Consider the following 16,630-nt stretch of genomic DNA (forward strand, 5'->3'; position numbering starts at 1 on the left):
ATGACAGAATATGACGATTATAAACAATTAAATGGCATTGCATTAGCGTACTTAGGTGATGCAGTATACGAAGTTTACATCAGAAGACACTTGATTCAAAAAGGCCTGACAAAGCCAACTAAGCTCCATCATACGGCAACCAACTTTGTTTCGGCAAAGGCACAGGCAGCTTTAATTGATGCCATGAAGGCGCAAAAAATCTTAACTGAAACTGAAGAAGAGTATTTTAAACGGGGCCGTAATGCTAAAAGTCATACTTCCGCTAAAAACACTTCCGTTTTGACGTATCGGATTTCCACAGGGTTTGAAGCACTAATGGGGTATCTTTCTTTAAGTGGTCAGCAGGAACGCTTAGATTGGCTTGCTAACTGGTGTATTGCACAAGTAGAGGAAGGAAAAATTACACATGCCACAAAGTAAAAACGAAGATCAGAATGCAGCAGAGACGCAAGGTGATTTTATTATTGGCCGTCATCCAGCAGTTTCCGCTTTAAAGTCGCAACAAACAATCAATAAAGTGTTCATTCAAGAAGGCTTAAAAGCAGATGCAATTCACGATATTGTCAAACTTGCAGAAAAACGCAAACTTATTGTGTCACAGGTGCCTAAACATAAGTTAGACCATTTATCTGATGGACAAAATCATCAAGGCGTCGTACTTGCCATTGCAGCTTTTGAGTATGCTGATTTGGACGATGTTTTCAAAAAAGCCAGTGATAAAGACGAAGCGCCATTTGTCGTTATCTTGGATAATATTGAAGATCCACATAATTTGGGTTCAATTTTACGAACTGCTGATGCCGCAGGGGTTCATGGTGTGATTATTCCAAAACACCGTGCAGTTGGCTTGACTAGTACCGTGGCAAAAACGTCAGCAGGGGCCATTGAGCACGTGCCGGTTGTGCGTGTCACAAACTTGGTCAATACTATTAAAGAATTAAAAAAGCGCGGCATGTGGATCTTTGGTACTGATATGGATGGTACTGATTATCGTAAATGGGATGCAAAAGGATCAGTGGGCTTAATCATTGGTAATGAAGGTAAAGGAATCTCACCTTTATTGAAGAAACAGGTTGATGAAACATTGACAATTCCGATGGTGGGGCAAGTGCAAAGTTTGAATGCCAGTGTTGCGGCAAGTTTATTAATTTATCAAGGATTTTCAACACGCCATTCTTTATAAAAAGTACGACAAAAAATTCGATTACTCCGACAAAAGTAAAGTTTACTGCGAGGTTTTACAGTGAATTTTGCTTTTTTTGTGGCTATAATCCGCGTCATATCAACGATTTAAACGTGTGTTCCCTTGCCAGCCAAATACTTAATCTGGTATATTATTTTCTCGAGGAGGCTGGTTAGGAGTGACACATGACAAACAACACGTACGAAACTGAGTTAAGTTTAATTGATAAAGCAAAATATGGGGATTCTACAAGCTTTGAGCTATTATTTCATCAGTACAGTCCAATCGTGCTTCACATTAAGGAAAAGTATTTTTTACGAGGATACGAATTGGATGATTGGTTACAGGAGGGAAGGGTGTCTTTCTTTAATACGATCGCGAACTACGACAGTGAACGGCATATTACATTAGGAAAATTCTTTCAAACCAATTTTCAAAATCGGGTCTGCAGTCTTATTCGTCGAGAAATGGCCTTCAAACGGCGTTCAGATTTATTTAGCAATTCTCTGGAGGCAATGCAAGAAGAGAATAGTGACTGTGAGCGTTTGTTCATGACCAAACATGGTGGACCACACGAAATGGCAGTATTGAAGGAAGATTGTGAACGCTATTGTTCAGATCTTTCTGGGTTTGAAGCACAAGTTTTTCGTCACTTTTTTGCCGGAAAAGATTCAGCAGAGATTGCGACTATTCTAAATTGTGATCGTTCAAAAGTTTTAAACGCAATTAGTCGGTGTCGCAGCAAGTTTGAACAACGTGTTTCTCATGATCGGTAAATAAAAATAGGACTCAGGTCCTATTTTTTACTGTCATCAATTTTATTAATTGGTTGAAATTGACATGGTGGAGCTGGCATGATAAAGTTAGATTTGATTAATTAGGGAGATAAATTATGTCGCAAAAACAAATTGCTTTAGCATGTTCAGTTTGTGGATCACGGAACTATACAGTTGCGGCGAATCCAAACAGAACTACAAGATTAGAAGTTAAAAAGTATTGTAAACACTGCAACAAACACACGTTACACCGAGAAACACGCTAGGAGGAAAGTTCAATGAAATTTATTAAAAGTGTTATACAAGAGATGCATGATGTGACCTGGCCAAATGCACACCAGCTCCGCAAAGATGCTTCTTCTGTCATTGGACTCTCAGTATTCTTTGTTGCTTTCTTTGCACTGGTGGACTGGTTAGTTCAACTTTTTCTTGCTTTATTCCAGTAAAAGCATGGCACTAGATCGTTTTTTTTGATACAATAACTGTGTTGGAACTTCGTGTAGACGGAGTTTTTTTATTTTGTTTAAAATCAAAGGAGAAATACAATTGGAAACAGCTGCAAAAAATTGGTATGTTTTGCATACCTATTCAGGATATGAAAACAAAGTCAAAGCTAACTTGGAATCTCGTTCTCTATCAATGGGAATGCAAGATAATATTTTCCGAGTAGTTGTTCCTGAAGAAGAGGAACATGAAAACAAAAATGGCAAAGACAAGGTTACAATGAAAAAGGAATTTCCTGGATATGTTTTAGTGGAAATGGTCATGAGCGATCAAGCTTGGTACATCGTGCGAAACACTCCTGGTGTTACTGGCTTTGTAGGCTCACATGGTTCAGGTAGTAAACCATCTCCATTGTTGCCAGATGAAGCAGAACGAATTCTTCGTCATTTGGGGATGTCAGTACGGCATGCCACAATTGAAGTTGAAGTTGGGGAAACGGTCAAAATTGTTGATGGTGCTTTCTCTGGATTGACCGGGAAAATTACTGAAGTCGACAATAAAAATATGAAATTGAAAGTTAATATCAACATGTTCGGTCGTGAAACGAGTACAGAGCTTGATATGGAGCAAATTGACAAACTGGATTAGGGGTTTGTCCTTTTGATAATTACATGGTATACTTTTAAAGTATGCTTTTGTGCATATGTAAGCGTGGGAGAGGAAATTTAAATCCTCATCATACCACACACGGACTTATAAGGAGGTATGTCTCGTGGCAAAAAAAGTAGCTAACGTTGTAAAATTGCAAATTCCTGCCGGAAAAGCAACTCCGGCTCCACCAGTTGGTCCAGCTTTAGGACAAGCAGGTATTAATATTATGGGATTCACAAAGGAATTTAATGCACGTACAGCTGATCAAGCTGGCATGTTAATTCCTGTTGTAATCACAGTTTATGAAGATCGTTCATTCGATTTCGTTACAAAGACTCCACCTGCTTCTGTTCTCTTGAAGAAAGCTGCCGGTGTTGAACATGGTTCTGGTGAACCTAACACAAACAAGGTTGCAACTGTAACCAAGGATCAAGTTAAGGAAATCGCCGAAACAAAAATGCAAGATCTAAACGCTGCAAACGTAGAGTCTGCAATGCGCATGGTCGAAGGTACTGCACGCAGCATGGGCTTTGAAGTTAAAGACTAAGTTGTTGTAGTCGGATACTCCATTAAAATGGATGTATCAAGTGGGAGGAAAATCCGATAAAACCACATTTGCAAGGAGGAAAACACAGATGGCAAAAAGAGGTAAAAAGTATCAAGATGCCTTAAAGCAAGTTGATACAACAAAAGCATATGCACCAAAGGAAGCTTTGGACTTAGTTAAGAAAATGGATTTTGCTAAGTTTGACGCAACTGTAGAAACAGTTTTCAAATTAAATGTAGATACAAAACAAGCTGATCAACAATTACGTGGCGCTGTTGTTTTACCAAATGGTACAGGTAAAGAACAAACAGTTATCGTTTTTGCTAAAGGTGAAAAAGCTAAAGATGCCGAGGCAGCTGGCGCAGACGTTGTGGGTGACGATGATTTAGTTCAACGTATCCAAGGCGGCTGGCTTGATTTCGATGTTGCAATTGCAACACCTGATATGATGGCTCAGGTTGGACGTTTAGGTCGGGTTCTTGGACCCAAAGGTTTAATGCCTAACCCTAAGACCGGAACAGTTACAATGGATGTAACCAAGGCTGTTACAGAATCTAAAGCTGGAAAAGTTACTTACAGAACTGACCGTGATGGTAATGTTCATGTGCCAATTGGTAAGGTGTCATTTGATGCTGACAAGTTACTTGGTAATTTGACAGTTATTGAAGATACAATCGTTCGTGCACGTCCTGCTTCTGTTAAAGGAACATACGTACAAAACGTTTCTGTAGCTTCAACATTTGGCCCTGGTGTCCATGTTGATTTATCACAGTTTTAATTAATTGTGTATTGACATAGATAGCTTTTCTATGGTAACTTTGATTAGTAAATTATAATAAAATTTGCCTAAGACTCAGGTGACGAGTGATCGTCTTAATTTTTTGCCTGCCGAGGAACGTAGAAATGTAAATTTCCGTATCCCGTCTGGGTGCGGATTTTTTTATAATTAAAAAATTGCTGGAGGTGAAATTTAATGAGTAAAGAAGCAATCGCTAAAAAATCTGCAATTGTTGATACAGCTGTTGATTATTTTAGCAAAGCCGCTTCCGCAATCGTTGTTGATTCACGTGGATTGACTGTTGCAGAAGACACAGAGTTACGTAAGGAATTGCGTGATGCTGGTGTTACGTTGCATGTAATTAAAAACAAAATTTTAACTCGTGCTGCTGAAAAAGCTGGTTACAAAGAGTTAAACGATATTTTTGTTGGCCCAAGTGCTGTTGCATTCTCTGATGAGGACCCAGTTGCACCTGCAAAGGTTTTGAAAAAGTTTGCCGACGAACATGACGCACTTACACTTAAGGGTGGCATGATCGAAGGAAAAGTAGCTACACTTGATGAAATTAACACATACGCTTCAATGCCTAGTCGTGAAGACTTGCTCAGCATGCTTGCTAATGTATTACAAGCACCTGTACGTAATGTTGCTTATGCTGTTAAAGCTGTTGCAGATAAAAAGTCTGAAGAAGACGCTGCATAATTAAATTAGACAAATATAATGGAGGAAACAAAAATGGCATTAGATAAAGACCAATTTATTGAAGACTTAAAAGGTGCTTCAATTACTGACTTAAATGACTTAGTTAAAGCTATCGAAGACGAATTCGGTGTTTCAGCTGCTGCTCCAGTTGCTGCCGCAGGTGCTGCTGGTGGCGATGCTGCTGCAAAGACAACATTCACTGTTGAATTAACAGAGGCTGGATCAGCTAAAGTTAAAGCAATCAAGGCTGTTCGTGAAATCACTGGCCTTGGCTTGAAAGATGCTAAGGACCTTGTTGACAAGGCACCTTCAGCAATCAAAGAAGACGTTTCAGAAGACGAAGCAAACGATGTTAAAGCTAAGCTTGAAGAAGCTGGCGCTACAGTTACTGTTAAATAATCTGTTAACATCCAAAAAGAACTCACAATTGTGGGTTCTTTTTTTATCTTCAAATAAACTTCGAATCCATTATTGACATTGGTAGAAGTGAATGTTAAGTTAAGTAAAAGTTAAAAATATTAGATGTTGATGAGAAGAGTAAGATTGGAAACCTTCTTAAAGAGAACCTCGGTTGGTGCAATGAGGTGTGGGGAAAAAGTCTGAAGATGAGCTCGGAATTGACAACTGGTCGTTAACTGGCTGGTTGTCCGGTAGTAACCGATAACTTACAGAGCATTCCGATTTATTATGGGAGTGCTTGCTGAGTTTAATATTGAAAAATATTGAAAAATTGGGTGGCACCGCGAATGTCTTCGTCCCATAATCTTATACAAGATTATGGAATGAAGACTTTTTTTGTCAATAGGAGGGTGATGTGGGTGACAGCAAACGCAAAAAACGGATTCTTAGAGGCTTATCAAGAATGGCAAAATGTCAGGTTAAGCAATCCTGTAAATATTCTCATGTTAAATTTAATGCCAACAAAGAAAACAACTGAACGGCAGTTTCTGAAAGCCTTCAATCACATGAAACAAGATGTTAGCTTGACCTTCGCCTATCCGGCCAGCCATAGCTTTAAAAATACTTCAGCGGCATTAATGGCGAAATCCTATACCAAGTTTAGTGAAGCTTCAAAAAATAATTATGATGCCTTAATTATTACCGGGGCGCCAATTGAAACGTTAACTTTTGATCAAGTTGATTATTGGCAAGAATTTAAACAAATTATTGCTTGGTCCCATCACCATGTTAAGCAATCCTTATTTGAATGTTGGGCTGCTCAGGCCGCTTTGGCAGTCGAGTTTAATATTAAAAAAGTGAATTTAGACGAGAAAACATTTGGTATTTATTCGGCGACTGAGATTGATAAAGAAAGTCCGCTTGTTACCGGAATCAGGAAAAAGAAAGAATTAAAAATACCACAATCACGGCATACCACGATTGAGCACTTTTCTGGTGTCAAAGTGGTTGCAAGTAATGCTGAAATTGGACCTATGATTCTACATGCTCCTCAGATTAATCAAACCTATTTAACTGGTCACCCTGAGTATGAAGCAGATACGCTAGAAGTTGAATATAAACGAGATTTAAATAAAAAGGAACAGATATTGGCTCCAAAAAACTACTTTGATGGTGACGGCCGCATTCGCTATACTTGGCAAAATAGTCGTCAACTTATCTATCAAAATTGGCTTAACTTAATTTCTAAAGCTGACAATACATTTGCAAAAATTTGAGTCTAAAGGAGGTCTTTGTGATGACAACTATTTCGGTTGGAATGCTGGGTTGTGGTACCGTTGGAACGGGTGTCTTGACGTTATTAAACCGTGCTACTAATCAGATTGCGGAGTCTATAAAAGTTCATTTTAATGTTAAGAAAATTGCTGTTAGTCATCCTGACAAGAAAAGAAATTTGCACTGGGATGAAGATGTTCAATTTACTGGTGAAATTGAAAACGTCACAACTGATCCTTCAATTCAAATTGTGATTGAGGTCATGGGAACCGTTGACCAAGCCTATCACGCAGTTTGTCAAGCTATTAACCACGGAAAATCTGTGATTACTGCCAATAAGGAATTGATTGCTTTAAAAGGTCCCCAGTTGACCAAACTAGCACGACAAAATCATGTAGATCTTTACTATGAGGCGAGTGTCGGTGGTGGAATCCCAATTTTGCGGGTTTTGAGTGACAGCTTAATTACCGATCAAATTACTGGGTTAACTGGAATCGTAAATGGGACCTCGAATTACGTTTTAAGTGCAATGAAAGATGAACGTTCTAGTTATGCAGACAGTTTGAAACGCGCTCAAAAATTGGGATATGCAGAGGCCAATCCAATTAATGATTTGAGTGGCTTTGATTCGGCCTATAAATTGGCTATTTTAAGTCAGTTAGCGTTTGGGCATACGATTAATTTAAAACAATTAGAGCGCACTGGAATTGATAAAATTACGTTGGATGAGCTCAGTGGGGCGGCACACTGGGGGTTGACCATTAAGCCAGCGATTGTTGCCCGAAAAAAGGAGCATACCTTATACACGTTAGTGGCGCCTGTGGCAGTTACGAAACAGCATCCGCTTGCCAATGTGAGTGGCGTAGAAAATAGTGTGTTAGTTACGAGTACTGCTCTGGGAACAACGTCGTATACAGGAGCAGGAGCCGGTTCTGAGCCAACGGCAAACAGTATTATGAGTGATTTATTAACGATTACCCATCATATTTTGACCGAACAATGTGGCTCAAGCTATAATGCTCCATCTACGCATATTTCGGAATATTCACTGCTGAAGTTGCCGCTAGAGTATTTTATTGCGTTGGGAGAGCCTGCAAAAAAAGAGCCGAAATTCTCTAATGAAGCTTCCCAGTACATAGAGGACACTTTTAAAACTGGTAAGGCCGTTTTTTGCATTACATCCGTTTTAGATAAAAACGAGAAAACCAATCTTGAAAAAAGTCTTTCCTTCATGTTTCAGAACGTTCATTTTTACCCCATTTTAAAAGAAAATTAGTTTTAAAAAATACCGATGCTAAAACTGACAAAAATCAGTTCGACATCGGTATTTTATGTGGAAACATTAGACGTTTAATTCGTCCATTTATTAGGTAGTGTGTGTTGAAATGTTGTAAGCTGGGCAAACAAATCAGGGACGTTATCAGAGTTAACAAAAAGGCTTAAGTTTTCTTTAGGCGCAAAGCCAGCTTCAGTAGTTTGTTTTAGAAATTGAACCAGAGGGTCGTAGAAACCATCGACATTGAGTAAAGCCAATGGGTTTTGGTGCAGATTGATTTGGCTCCAAGACAACATTGTGAGAAATTCCTCAAAAGTTCCAAAGCCACCTGGTAAGGCAATAAAAGCGTCTGAAGCGTCCAACATGTATTGCTTGCGCTCGGAAATGTCTACTGTAGTGATAATTTTATCGCTTGGAATCCGGGCTAGTTTTTCATTGACCAGTACCTTGGGGATAACGCCAAGGACATCACCACCCTTGTCTAACATTTCGTTGCCTAAAACGCCCATTAAACCAAGGCGTCCGCCACCATAAACCAAACGATAATGATGCACCGCTAAATAATCGGCTAATGCAATCGTTGCTTTTTTATAATTTTCATCGTAGCCCGTGTTTGAGCCGCAAAATACACAAATTGATCGAATTGATTTCATAATCTTTGCTCCTTAAAGATAGAAAAAAGAATGCCACTAAGTTAGAAAACTTAGAGACATTCTTTTTAGTTCATTACTTATGGTCTTTAGGTTTACCAATATCATAATCTTTATCAGACATTGTTTCGAGTTGACCTAAGCGATAACCATTACCAACTTGTGAGAAGAAGTCATGGTTAGCTGTACCTGTTGAAATTCCGTTCATAACGATTGGGTTAACATCGGCTTCTGTATCAGGGAAGAGTGGATTTTGGCCCAGGTTCATCAAAGCTTTGTTGGCATTATAACGTGTGAAAGTTAAAACTTGATCTGACCAACCAACTTGGTCATATAAAACGTGAACGTATTTTTCTTCATTATCATAAAGTTCATAAAGAAAGTTAAACATCCAGTCTTTTAATTCCTGTTGTTTAGTTTCAGATAAGCTCTTCATAGCCAACTGGAACTTGTAACCAATGTATGTGCCATGGACAGATTCATCACGTAAAATTAATTTTATAATTTCAGCAACGTTGGTTAGTTTGTTGTGGCCCAAGTAGTAAAGTGGCGTGAAGAAACCAGAATAGAATAAGAAAGTTTCAAGGAAGACACTTGAAATCTTTTTCTTGAGTGGGTCACTGTCGTCATGATATAGTGTGTAAATTTTCTTGGTTTTGTTTTGAAGAAATTCTTCACTATCACTCCAAGAAAAGATTTCATCAATCTCGCCTGGTGTATTTAATGTTTCGAAAATAGATGAATAACTCTTAGTATGAACGGACTCCATAAATTGGATGTTATTTAAAACAGCCGTTTCATGAGGTGTCCGGACATCCTTTCGTAAGGCTGCCATTCCGTCTTGCGACTGTAAGGTGTCAAGTAAGGTAAGACCACCAAAAACGTGTCCTACGACCCATTTGTGATCTTCATCTAATGTACGCCAGTCGTCAAGATCGTTTGAAATTGGAATCCGGGTATCTAACCAAAACTGTTCGGTTAATTTTTCCCAAGTTGCTTTATCAATTTCATCGGAAACTTGATTCCAGTTGACGGCTTTGTAGTTACCATCTGCATTCCATTTCATTGGATCTAATTTTAAATCTGCCATTATTTAGTTCCTTTCCAAACGTAATTAAATTGAGCAGCTTTCACATTGATTAACGCCAACTTCACCGTCATTGTCAGTGAAAGTTCGAATATAATAAATTGATTTAATTCCCTTATTATACGCATAATTACGCAAAATGTTCAAATCACGAGTCGTCATTTTGTTTGTGCGGCCATCTTTCCATTCATAAATGCCTTCCGGAATGGTTGAACGCATGAAGAATGTCATGCTCATCCCTTGATCGACGTGTTGTTGAGCGGCTGCATAAATGTCCACGACTTTGCGCATATCAATGTCATAAGCAGATTGATAATATGGCAATGTATCGTTATCAAGGTATGGAGCTGGAAAATAAATTTTACCAATTTTCTTTTCTTGCCGTTCCTCAACTCGGTTGACAATTGGTTGTAAACTAGCTGTGGCATCGTTAATGTAAGAAATGGAACCAGTAGGGGCAACAGCCATTCGATTTTGATGATAAAGGCCATCTTTCATTACAGATTCTTTTAAGGCTTCCCAATCGGCGTGTGTTGGAATTTCAATTGACTTGAACAATTCCTTTGCTTTTTCAGTTTTTGGACCCCAGTCCTTGGCAACGTATTTATCAAAATAGCTACCATCAGCGTATTTGCTCTTTTCAAAATTGTGGAAAGTTGTTTGCCGTTCACGTGCGATTTCATTGGAAGCTTTTAAAGTCCAATAGTTTAATAGCATGAAATAAACGCTGGTAAAGTCCAATGAATCTGCGTCCCCATAGTACATATGGTTCTTGGCAAGGTAACCATGAAGTCCCATGGCACCCAATCCAATTGTATGGGAAAGATGATTTCCATTTTGAATGGATGGCACTACGCTAATATTGGAATGATCCGTTACAAAAGTTAGAGCGCGGACCATGGTTTCAACTGAGTGACCAAAATTAGGTGTGTTCATCATGTTGACGATGTTAGTGGATCCTAAATTACAACTAATGTCGGTTCCCAATGTGGTGTATTCTTGTTTGTCATCAATTTCAGAAGGAGTTTGCACCTGCATAATTTCTGAACAGAGATTGCTCATCACAATTTTTCCGTAAATTGGATTGTCGCGGTTAGCGGTATCGACGTTGACAACATATGGATAACCAGATTCTTGCTGTAATTTAGAAAGCTCATTTTCCAGGTCCCGGGCCTTTAATTTTGTTTTCCGAATTTCTGGATTAGCCACCATGTTGTCATACTCTTTTGTGATATCCACATATGAGAATGGTTTGCCGTATACTTTTTCAACTGAGTAGGGACTGAAAAGGTACATGTCTTGGTCTTTTCGTGCTAATTCATAAAACTTATCAGGAACAACGACACCAAGTGACAAAGTTTTAACCCGAATTTTTTCATCTGCGTTTTCTTTTTTAGCAGATAAGAAAGCAATAATGTCAGGGTGGAAAATATTGAGATAAACCACACCAGCTCCTTGTCGTTGACCAAGCTGGTTAGCGTATGAAAAACTGTCTTCCAAAAGTTTCATAACCGGAACAACACCACTTGCAGCGCCCTCAATCCCCTTAATAGGAGCGCCGGCCTCTCGTAAGTTGCTGAGGTTAATTCCGACCCCCCCACCAAGTTTAGACAGTTGCAGTGCTGAATTAATTGTTCGGCCGATAGCATTCATGTCATCTGTTGCCTGGATCAAAAAACAAGAAACCAATTCACCACGATGTTTTCTACCAGCGTTTAAAAAACTGGGGGTTGCGGGTTGGTAACGTTGGTGAATAATTTCATCGGCAATGTTCATTGCTAAGTTTTCGTCACCCTCCGCAAAATAAGTGGCATTCATGGCAACGCGATCAATAAAGTTTTCCAAGTAATAACTATTATCGTTTGTTTTTAACGCATACTGCGCATAAAATTTATAGGCCGCCATGAATGATTGAAAATGAAAGTTCTGCGCATTCAAGTAAGAATAAAGCTTTTCGAGAAACTCTGGTGAATATTTGTTGATGGAATCCTCATCTATGTAGTCATTTTTGATGAGGTAGTCAAAACGAGCTTGCAAGGAATCAAATTTCTTGGTGTTAGGTTTGACATTTTGAGCTAAGAAGGCGGCCAATGCATCATGGTCTTTGTTTAGTGGGATCTGATTATTAACAGGAATGTTAATTTCATTATTTAAATCATAGTATGTGACATCTTTAAGATTCTTGAGACTCATAATTTCACGCCTTTCTGCGATAAATACTAAATTTTAAGTAAATAAAAAACGCCTAGCTGTAATATGCAGCACGTGCGTTTTACCCAGCCTGATAAATATATAGGTTGCTAAATAGCAAGTTGTTTTAAAACGTCAGGTCGAAATCCAGCAATAGGTTCATTACCGTTTGATTCTACAACGGGAACAGCTTGGAATCCACGTGACTTTAAATAGTCGATATAATCAGGATTTGTATTAATATTACGTTCCTTAAAAGGAATGTTATGTTCGCTTAAGAAACGCTTTGTCATCTTACATTGCATACAGTTGTTTTTTGTATAAATTGTTACTTCACTCATGTAATCACCTTCAATTCTCTGTTTCTTTTATGTTTATACGATAGATTCAGTATACAGCATTCAATGTAAAATTCAATGAAAAACCACCATATTTAGTGTGTTTTTTTGATACTACACTAAATGTGGTGGTTTAATAAGGTTTTGAAGCAAAACTTTTTTTGTTCACTTTTTGATGGAGAATCTAACGCTAAGTTAGTTATGTATTAAGCAAGATAATCCTTTATAATAGAACCTATAAAGAAGGAGAAAATAATGACTGAATACTATTATACACAAAATCCAGAAGTTTTACATGAGAAACGACAGTGGCAATTTACATTATTGAATCAAAATTTAACTTTTAATTCTGACAACGGTGTTTTCTCCAAAGCCACGGTTGATTTTGGAACGCGAACTTTACTGGAAGCTTTAAATTTAAAAGAATTTACGGGTGAGGTTTTAGATGTAGGTTGTGGTTATGGGCCGATTGGATTAGCAATTGCCAAGGCAGTTCCAGAAATTCATGTTGATTTGGTTGACGTTAATTTACGGGCGTTGGATTTGTGCAAAGAAAATGCCGAGCAAAATAATATTCATAACGTGACAATTTGGGAATCGGATACGTATGATAAAGTTGAGAAGACCACCTATCAAACTGTTGTTTCTAATCCACCGGTTCGCGCTGGTAAATCAGTTGTCACGAAGATCCTAGTAGAAGCAAAAAATCATTTGCAAGTTGGCGGCTCTTTAATTATTGTTTTACAAAAAAAGCAGGGCGCGCCATCGGCCAAAAAAAAGATGGAACAAGTTTTTGGCAATGCCGAAATTATTCATAAACAAAAAGGTTATTACATCATTAAAAGTGTGAAGGAGTCCCAGTAATGGCGAACGACTTATCTGTTAACCAAGAATTATATTTTATGAGTCTGGCGTATGAAGAAGCCAAAAAAGCTAAAAGCATGGGTGAGGTGCCAATTGGAGCCATAATTGTTCATAAAAATCAAATTGTTGGTCAAGGACATAACTTGCGGGAAAAAGATCAAGATGCCACTGCCCATGCGGAATTGATTGCCATTCAAGAAGCTTGTCATACGTTAAAGAGCTGGCGTCTTTGGGACTGTCAACTCTTTGTCACTATTGAACCATGCATGATGTGCAGTGGTGCAATTATTAATTCTCAATTACCAGAGGTTTATTTTGGAGCGCGGGATCCTAAAGCTGGCATGGTGCAAAGCTTGTATCAGCTTTTGAATGACCGACGATTAAATCATCAAGTGCAAGTTCACGAAGGACTTTTTCAAAAAGAAGCGAGTCAAATTATGCAAAACTTTTTCCGAGAAATTCGGGCTCGAAGAAAAAACATAAAAAAAAGTAAACAAATTAGTAGAAATTCTGAGTAAAATCGAGTATTATTAATAGTGCCGAGAGGCCTTAAGGCAAGGGTGGACTTACGAATTGTGTCAGATCCGGAAGGAAGCAGCACTAAGTCTGATCTGTCTTGTGCCTTAAGTTATTGGGAAATTGATAAACTCTTAGTCAACATGGCTAGGAGCTTTTTATTTAGGTTTATAGAAACGATTGAAGGGAATTCAAAAATGAGTTATCAAGCTTTATATCGTGTTTGGCGACCACAACGTTTCGACGAGATTGTGGGACAACAAGTCATTACCCAAACTTTAAAAAACGCACTCATTACTGGGCAAACTAGTCATGCCTATTTGTTTACTGGTCCACGGGGAACAGGGAAAACATCGGCTGCTAAGATCTTTGCTAAGGCTGTTAATTGTCACCATTTAAAGGATGGTGAGCCATGCAACGAATGTGCAACGTGTAAAGCAATTACACAAGGACGCTTAAACGATGTGATTGAAATTGATGCGGCCTCCAATAATGGTGTCGAAGAAATTCGTGATATCCGTGACAAGGCAAAATACGCACCAACCGAAGCTGATTATAAAGTTTATATCATTGATGAAGTTCATATGTTGTCAACAGGTGCGTTTAATGCGCTCTTAAAAACCTTAGAAGAGCCGCCAGCAAATGTGGTGTTCATTTTAGCAACCACTGAGCCTCAAAAGATTCCTCTCACCATTATTTCCCGAACCCAGCGTTTCGATTTTCGCCGTATTTCAACGAAAGATAGCTTTGATCGAATGGTTTACATTTTGGGTCAAAAGAAAATTACGTATGATGAAAAAGCACTAATGGTTATAGCCAAAGCTGCCGAAGGAGGAATGCGGGATGCACTTAGTATTCTGGATCAAGCCCTGTCATTTGGTGATAATGAAATCACATTAAAAAATGCACTTCAAGTTACAGGCAGCGTCAATCACGATCTGTTAAATAAATATGTAGCCGAAATTTCGGATCAACAGGTGAGCGCAGCACTGGAAACCTTAGAAAAAGTTTTGGCAGAAGGTAAAGATGCAAATCGTTTTATTGAAGATTTGATTAATTTTTGTCGGAATCTTCTGCTATATCAACAGGATCCAACGTTGATTGTTGACCAAGAGTTAGGCGATGTTGATGATCAATTTAAAACATTTGCTGCTTCTCTTTCAGCTGAACGTATCTATAAAATGATTGATCATTTAAATAATACTCAGCAACAAATGCGATTTACGACACATCCGGACGTCTATATGGAAGTTTTAACAATCAAATTGGCGCAGCCGACAACACCGGCAACTAATTCGGGTGCAGAAAAAGCACCAGTCAAACAAGCAAAAAAACCTGTGACTGACAGTGCTGAAGTCACACGGCTAGAAGATCAGGTCAAAAAGTTGGCTGATCAAGTCAAACAGTTAGAAAGCCAAAAAAGTACCGGAGCTTCAAAACCCACTAATAATATCAATCGCAGTAATGGTCCCAAGAAACACGGACGGCAAGTTAAACCAAATCTCTCAAAGATTTATCCAGTTTTAGAGAACGCAACCAAAAAAAATTTGGTACAATTAAAGGAGATCTGGCCGGATTTAATGTCAATGTTAAGTGTGACACAGCGCGCTTTAATGCATGTGGCACAACCAGTCGCAGCAAGTGAAAAAGGGGCTGTAATTGCGTTTAATTACGCTTTCTTGTATGAACAGGCGGCTGATGACGGTGATCTTCGTCAATTATTGAGTGACGATATTGATAAGCTAGTCGGTCATGATTTGAAAATTGCTTATGTGGATGCGGATCGATGGCCAGAAATTCGTCAGGGGTACATTCAACAGCATAAAGCAGATCTGCAAAGTAATAATGAAAATGCGACATCTGATGTGGAAGAGCCTCCTGCTGAAAGCGAGCAGGGAACGGATGGCGATCTACAAGAAAGTAAGGATCCGTTAGTGACGAAGGCAGAAGCTTTGTTTGGCAGTGAAACGGTAGAAATCAAAGACGATTAAACAGAAAGGCGGAGTTAAAATGCGCGGTGGAATGGGAAATATGCAAAATATGATGCGACAAATGCAAAAAATGCAAAAAAAGGTAACTGAAGAACAAGATAATTTGGATGCGACAGAATTTACAGGAGTTGCCCCTGATGATATGGTCAAAGTCACTTTTACTGGTGATAAGACAATGAAAGATATTGCGATCAAACCAGAAGCAGTGGATCCGGATGATGTTGATATGCTGCAGGATTTAGTGGTAGCAGCAGTAAATGATGCAATGAAAAAGATTACCGACGAAACTAATAAAACGATGGGTAAATACACAAAAGGTTTGCCTAGAATGTAAGAATGAGGGCTTAATAAATGCAGTATCCAGAGCCAATTGCAAAACTAATCGATAGTTATATGAAGCTGCCGGGGATTGGTGAAAAAAGTGCGACCCGATTGGCTTTTTTTACCATTAATATGGATCAAGACGACGTCAGTGAGTTCGCAAAATCCTTAGTCTCCGCTAAACGAGATTTACATTTTTGTAGTATTTGTGGCAACATTACCGAGGATGATCCGTGTGAAATTTGCCGTGATAAGAGTCGTGATCAAGCGACTGTTTTAGTTGTGGAAGATCCCAAAGACGTCATGTCTATGGAAGAGATGAAAGAATATCATGGTCTGTATCATGTGTTGCAAGGTGTGCTTTCACCAATGGAAGGTAAGGGACCAGAAGATCTGAATATCTCTAGCCTTTTGAAGCGTCTTCAAACCAATCAATCCATCAAAGAAGTGATTGTGGCCACTAATGCAACACCTGAAGGAGAAGCGACGGCTATGTATTTATCACGGTTGATTAAACCAGCTGGGATCAAAGTTACAAGATTGGCCCATGGATTATCAGTTGGCAGTGATATTGAGTATGCGGATCAAATGACCTTATTTAAGGCTGTTGAAGGCCGAACTGAAATGTAAAAGACTAAATTT

At 38.7% G+C, this 16,630-nt stretch carries 21 protein-coding genes, 1 other RNA gene and 2 other annotated features; of the genes, 18 read left to right on the forward strand and 4 right to left on the reverse strand.

What is annotated here, in order from left to right:
* From AB3217_RS02990 to AB3217_RS03045, 12 genes are all read left to right on the forward strand, one after another.
* Window positions 1–420: a Mini-ribonuclease 3 gene (locus AB3217_RS02990; RefSeq protein ID WP_068806207.1), complete on the forward strand. Its 420-nt coding sequence runs from the start codon at window positions 1–3 to the stop codon at window positions 418–420.
* Window positions 407–1,183, forward strand: coding sequence for a 23S rRNA (guanosine(2251)-2'-O)-methyltransferase RlmB (rlmB, locus tag AB3217_RS02995; protein WP_367365655.1), 777 nt, complete (start codon window positions 407–409; stop codon window positions 1,181–1,183). The genes AB3217_RS02990 and rlmB overlap by 14 nt, the downstream gene beginning before the upstream one ends.
* A gap of 185 nt (window positions 1,184–1,368) precedes the next feature.
* Window positions 1,369–1,959, forward strand: a complete 591-nt coding sequence (locus AB3217_RS03000; protein ID WP_057784522.1) for a sigma-70 family RNA polymerase sigma factor — start codon at window positions 1,369–1,371, stop codon at window positions 1,957–1,959.
* Between the two features lie 116 nt (window positions 1,960–2,075).
* On the forward strand, window positions 2,076–2,225 hold the full coding sequence (gene rpmG, locus AB3217_RS03005; RefSeq protein ID WP_084254274.1) for a 50S ribosomal protein L33: 150 nt from the start codon (window positions 2,076–2,078) through the stop codon (window positions 2,223–2,225).
* Between the two features lie 12 nt (window positions 2,226–2,237).
* Window positions 2,238–2,405 carry a preprotein translocase subunit SecE gene (gene secE, locus AB3217_RS03010; protein WP_057784521.1) on the forward strand — a complete coding sequence of 56 codons (168 nt, stop codon included), beginning with the start codon at window positions 2,238–2,240 and terminating at the stop codon, window positions 2,403–2,405.
* A 100-nt stretch (window positions 2,406–2,505) separates the two neighbouring features.
* Window positions 2,506–3,051 (forward strand): transcription termination/antitermination protein NusG, encoded by a 546-nt coding sequence (nusG, locus tag AB3217_RS03015; protein WP_057784520.1) that lies wholly within the window; start codon window positions 2,506–2,508, stop codon window positions 3,049–3,051.
* Window positions 3,052–3,175: 124 nt separating this feature from the next.
* A complete protein-coding gene (rplK, locus tag AB3217_RS03020) occupies window positions 3,176–3,601 on the forward strand; it encodes a 50S ribosomal protein L11 (protein WP_057784519.1) in 426 nt (141 codons plus the stop codon).
* A gap of 88 nt (window positions 3,602–3,689) precedes the next feature.
* The gene (gene rplA / locus AB3217_RS03025) at window positions 3,690–4,379 is read left to right on the forward strand and encodes a 50S ribosomal protein L1 (RefSeq protein WP_068806201.1); all 690 of its coding nucleotides are present in this window, start codon (window positions 3,690–3,692) and stop codon (window positions 4,377–4,379) included.
* Window positions 4,380–4,428: 49 nt separating this feature from the next.
* Window positions 4,429–4,551, forward strand: a sequence feature (ribosomal protein L10 leader region).
* Window positions 4,552–4,574: 23 nt separating this feature from the next.
* The gene (gene rplJ / locus AB3217_RS03030; protein ID WP_068806198.1) at window positions 4,575–5,081 is read left to right on the forward strand and encodes a 50S ribosomal protein L10; all 507 of its coding nucleotides are present in this window, start codon (window positions 4,575–4,577) and stop codon (window positions 5,079–5,081) included.
* Window positions 5,082–5,114: 33 nt separating this feature from the next.
* On the forward strand, window positions 5,115–5,480 hold the full coding sequence (gene rplL, locus AB3217_RS03035; RefSeq protein WP_057784516.1) for a 50S ribosomal protein L7/L12: 366 nt from the start codon (window positions 5,115–5,117) through the stop codon (window positions 5,478–5,480).
* Window positions 5,481–5,597: 117 nt separating this feature from the next.
* Window positions 5,598–5,844: a binding site (T-box leader), on the forward strand.
* Window positions 5,845–5,899: 55 nt separating this feature from the next.
* On the forward strand, window positions 5,900–6,757 hold the full coding sequence (locus tag AB3217_RS03040) for a homoserine O-succinyltransferase (protein WP_057784492.1): 858 nt from the start codon (window positions 5,900–5,902) through the stop codon (window positions 6,755–6,757).
* Between the two features lie 20 nt (window positions 6,758–6,777).
* Complete coding sequence (locus AB3217_RS03045; RefSeq protein WP_057784491.1) at window positions 6,778–8,031, forward strand: homoserine dehydrogenase; 1,254 nt, start codon at window positions 6,778–6,780, stop codon at window positions 8,029–8,031.
* 74 nt (window positions 8,032–8,105) lie between these two features.
* On the opposite strand, the gene AB3217_RS03050 is transcribed toward AB3217_RS03045, so the two are convergent.
* The 4 genes from AB3217_RS03050 to AB3217_RS03065 all read right to left on the reverse strand — a co-directional run bounded on the left by AB3217_RS03050 (window position 8,106) and on the right by AB3217_RS03065 (window position 12,299).
* Entirely contained in the window at window positions 8,106–8,684 is a 579-nt protein-coding gene (locus AB3217_RS03050; RefSeq protein WP_057784490.1) for a TIGR00730 family Rossman fold protein, read from the reverse strand.
* Between the two features lie 73 nt (window positions 8,685–8,757).
* Complete coding sequence (gene nrdF, locus AB3217_RS03055) at window positions 8,758–9,771, reverse strand: class 1b ribonucleoside-diphosphate reductase subunit beta (protein WP_229923045.1); 1,014 nt, start codon at window positions 9,769–9,771, stop codon at window positions 8,758–8,760.
* 24 nt (window positions 9,772–9,795) lie between these two features.
* Window positions 9,796–11,961 (reverse strand): class 1b ribonucleoside-diphosphate reductase subunit alpha, encoded by a 2,166-nt coding sequence (gene nrdE, locus AB3217_RS03060; RefSeq protein WP_057784489.1) that lies wholly within the window; start codon window positions 11,959–11,961, stop codon window positions 9,796–9,798.
* A 107-nt stretch (window positions 11,962–12,068) separates the two neighbouring features.
* Window positions 12,069–12,299 (reverse strand): redoxin NrdH, encoded by a 231-nt coding sequence (locus AB3217_RS03065; protein ID WP_046871054.1) that lies wholly within the window; start codon window positions 12,297–12,299, stop codon window positions 12,069–12,071.
* Between the two features lie 252 nt (window positions 12,300–12,551).
* On the opposite strand from AB3217_RS03065, the gene AB3217_RS03070 reads away from it, so the two are divergent.
* The 6 genes from AB3217_RS03070 to recR all read left to right on the forward strand — a co-directional run bounded on the left by AB3217_RS03070 (window position 12,552) and on the right by recR (window position 16,618).
* A complete protein-coding gene (locus tag AB3217_RS03070; protein ID WP_057784488.1) occupies window positions 12,552–13,160 on the forward strand; it encodes a class I SAM-dependent methyltransferase in 609 nt (202 codons plus the stop codon).
* A complete protein-coding gene (tadA, locus tag AB3217_RS03075; protein ID WP_068807902.1) occupies window positions 13,160–13,678 on the forward strand; it encodes a tRNA adenosine(34) deaminase TadA in 519 nt (172 codons plus the stop codon). The genes AB3217_RS03070 and tadA overlap by 1 nt, the downstream gene beginning before the upstream one ends.
* Window positions 13,679–13,706: 28 nt before the next feature.
* Window positions 13,707–13,793: signal recognition particle sRNA small type (gene ffs, locus AB3217_RS03080), an RNA gene on the forward strand.
* An 80-nt stretch (window positions 13,794–13,873) separates the two neighbouring features.
* Window positions 13,874–15,667, forward strand: coding sequence for a DNA polymerase III subunit gamma/tau (gene dnaX / locus AB3217_RS03085; protein WP_367365656.1), 1,794 nt, complete (start codon window positions 13,874–13,876; stop codon window positions 15,665–15,667).
* A gap of 19 nt (window positions 15,668–15,686) precedes the next feature.
* Entirely contained in the window at window positions 15,687–16,001 is a 315-nt protein-coding gene (locus AB3217_RS03090; protein ID WP_057784485.1) for a YbaB/EbfC family nucleoid-associated protein, read from the forward strand.
* Between the two features lie 17 nt (window positions 16,002–16,018).
* Complete coding sequence (gene recR, locus AB3217_RS03095) at window positions 16,019–16,618, forward strand: recombination mediator RecR (protein WP_057784484.1); 600 nt, start codon at window positions 16,019–16,021, stop codon at window positions 16,616–16,618.
* Window positions 16,619–16,630: the final 12 nt, after the last annotated feature.

The sequence above is a fragment of the Pediococcus parvulus genome (assembly GCF_964063155.1).
In the GTDB taxonomy this organism is placed as follows: Bacteria; Bacillota; Bacilli; order Lactobacillales; family Lactobacillaceae; genus Pediococcus; species Pediococcus parvulus.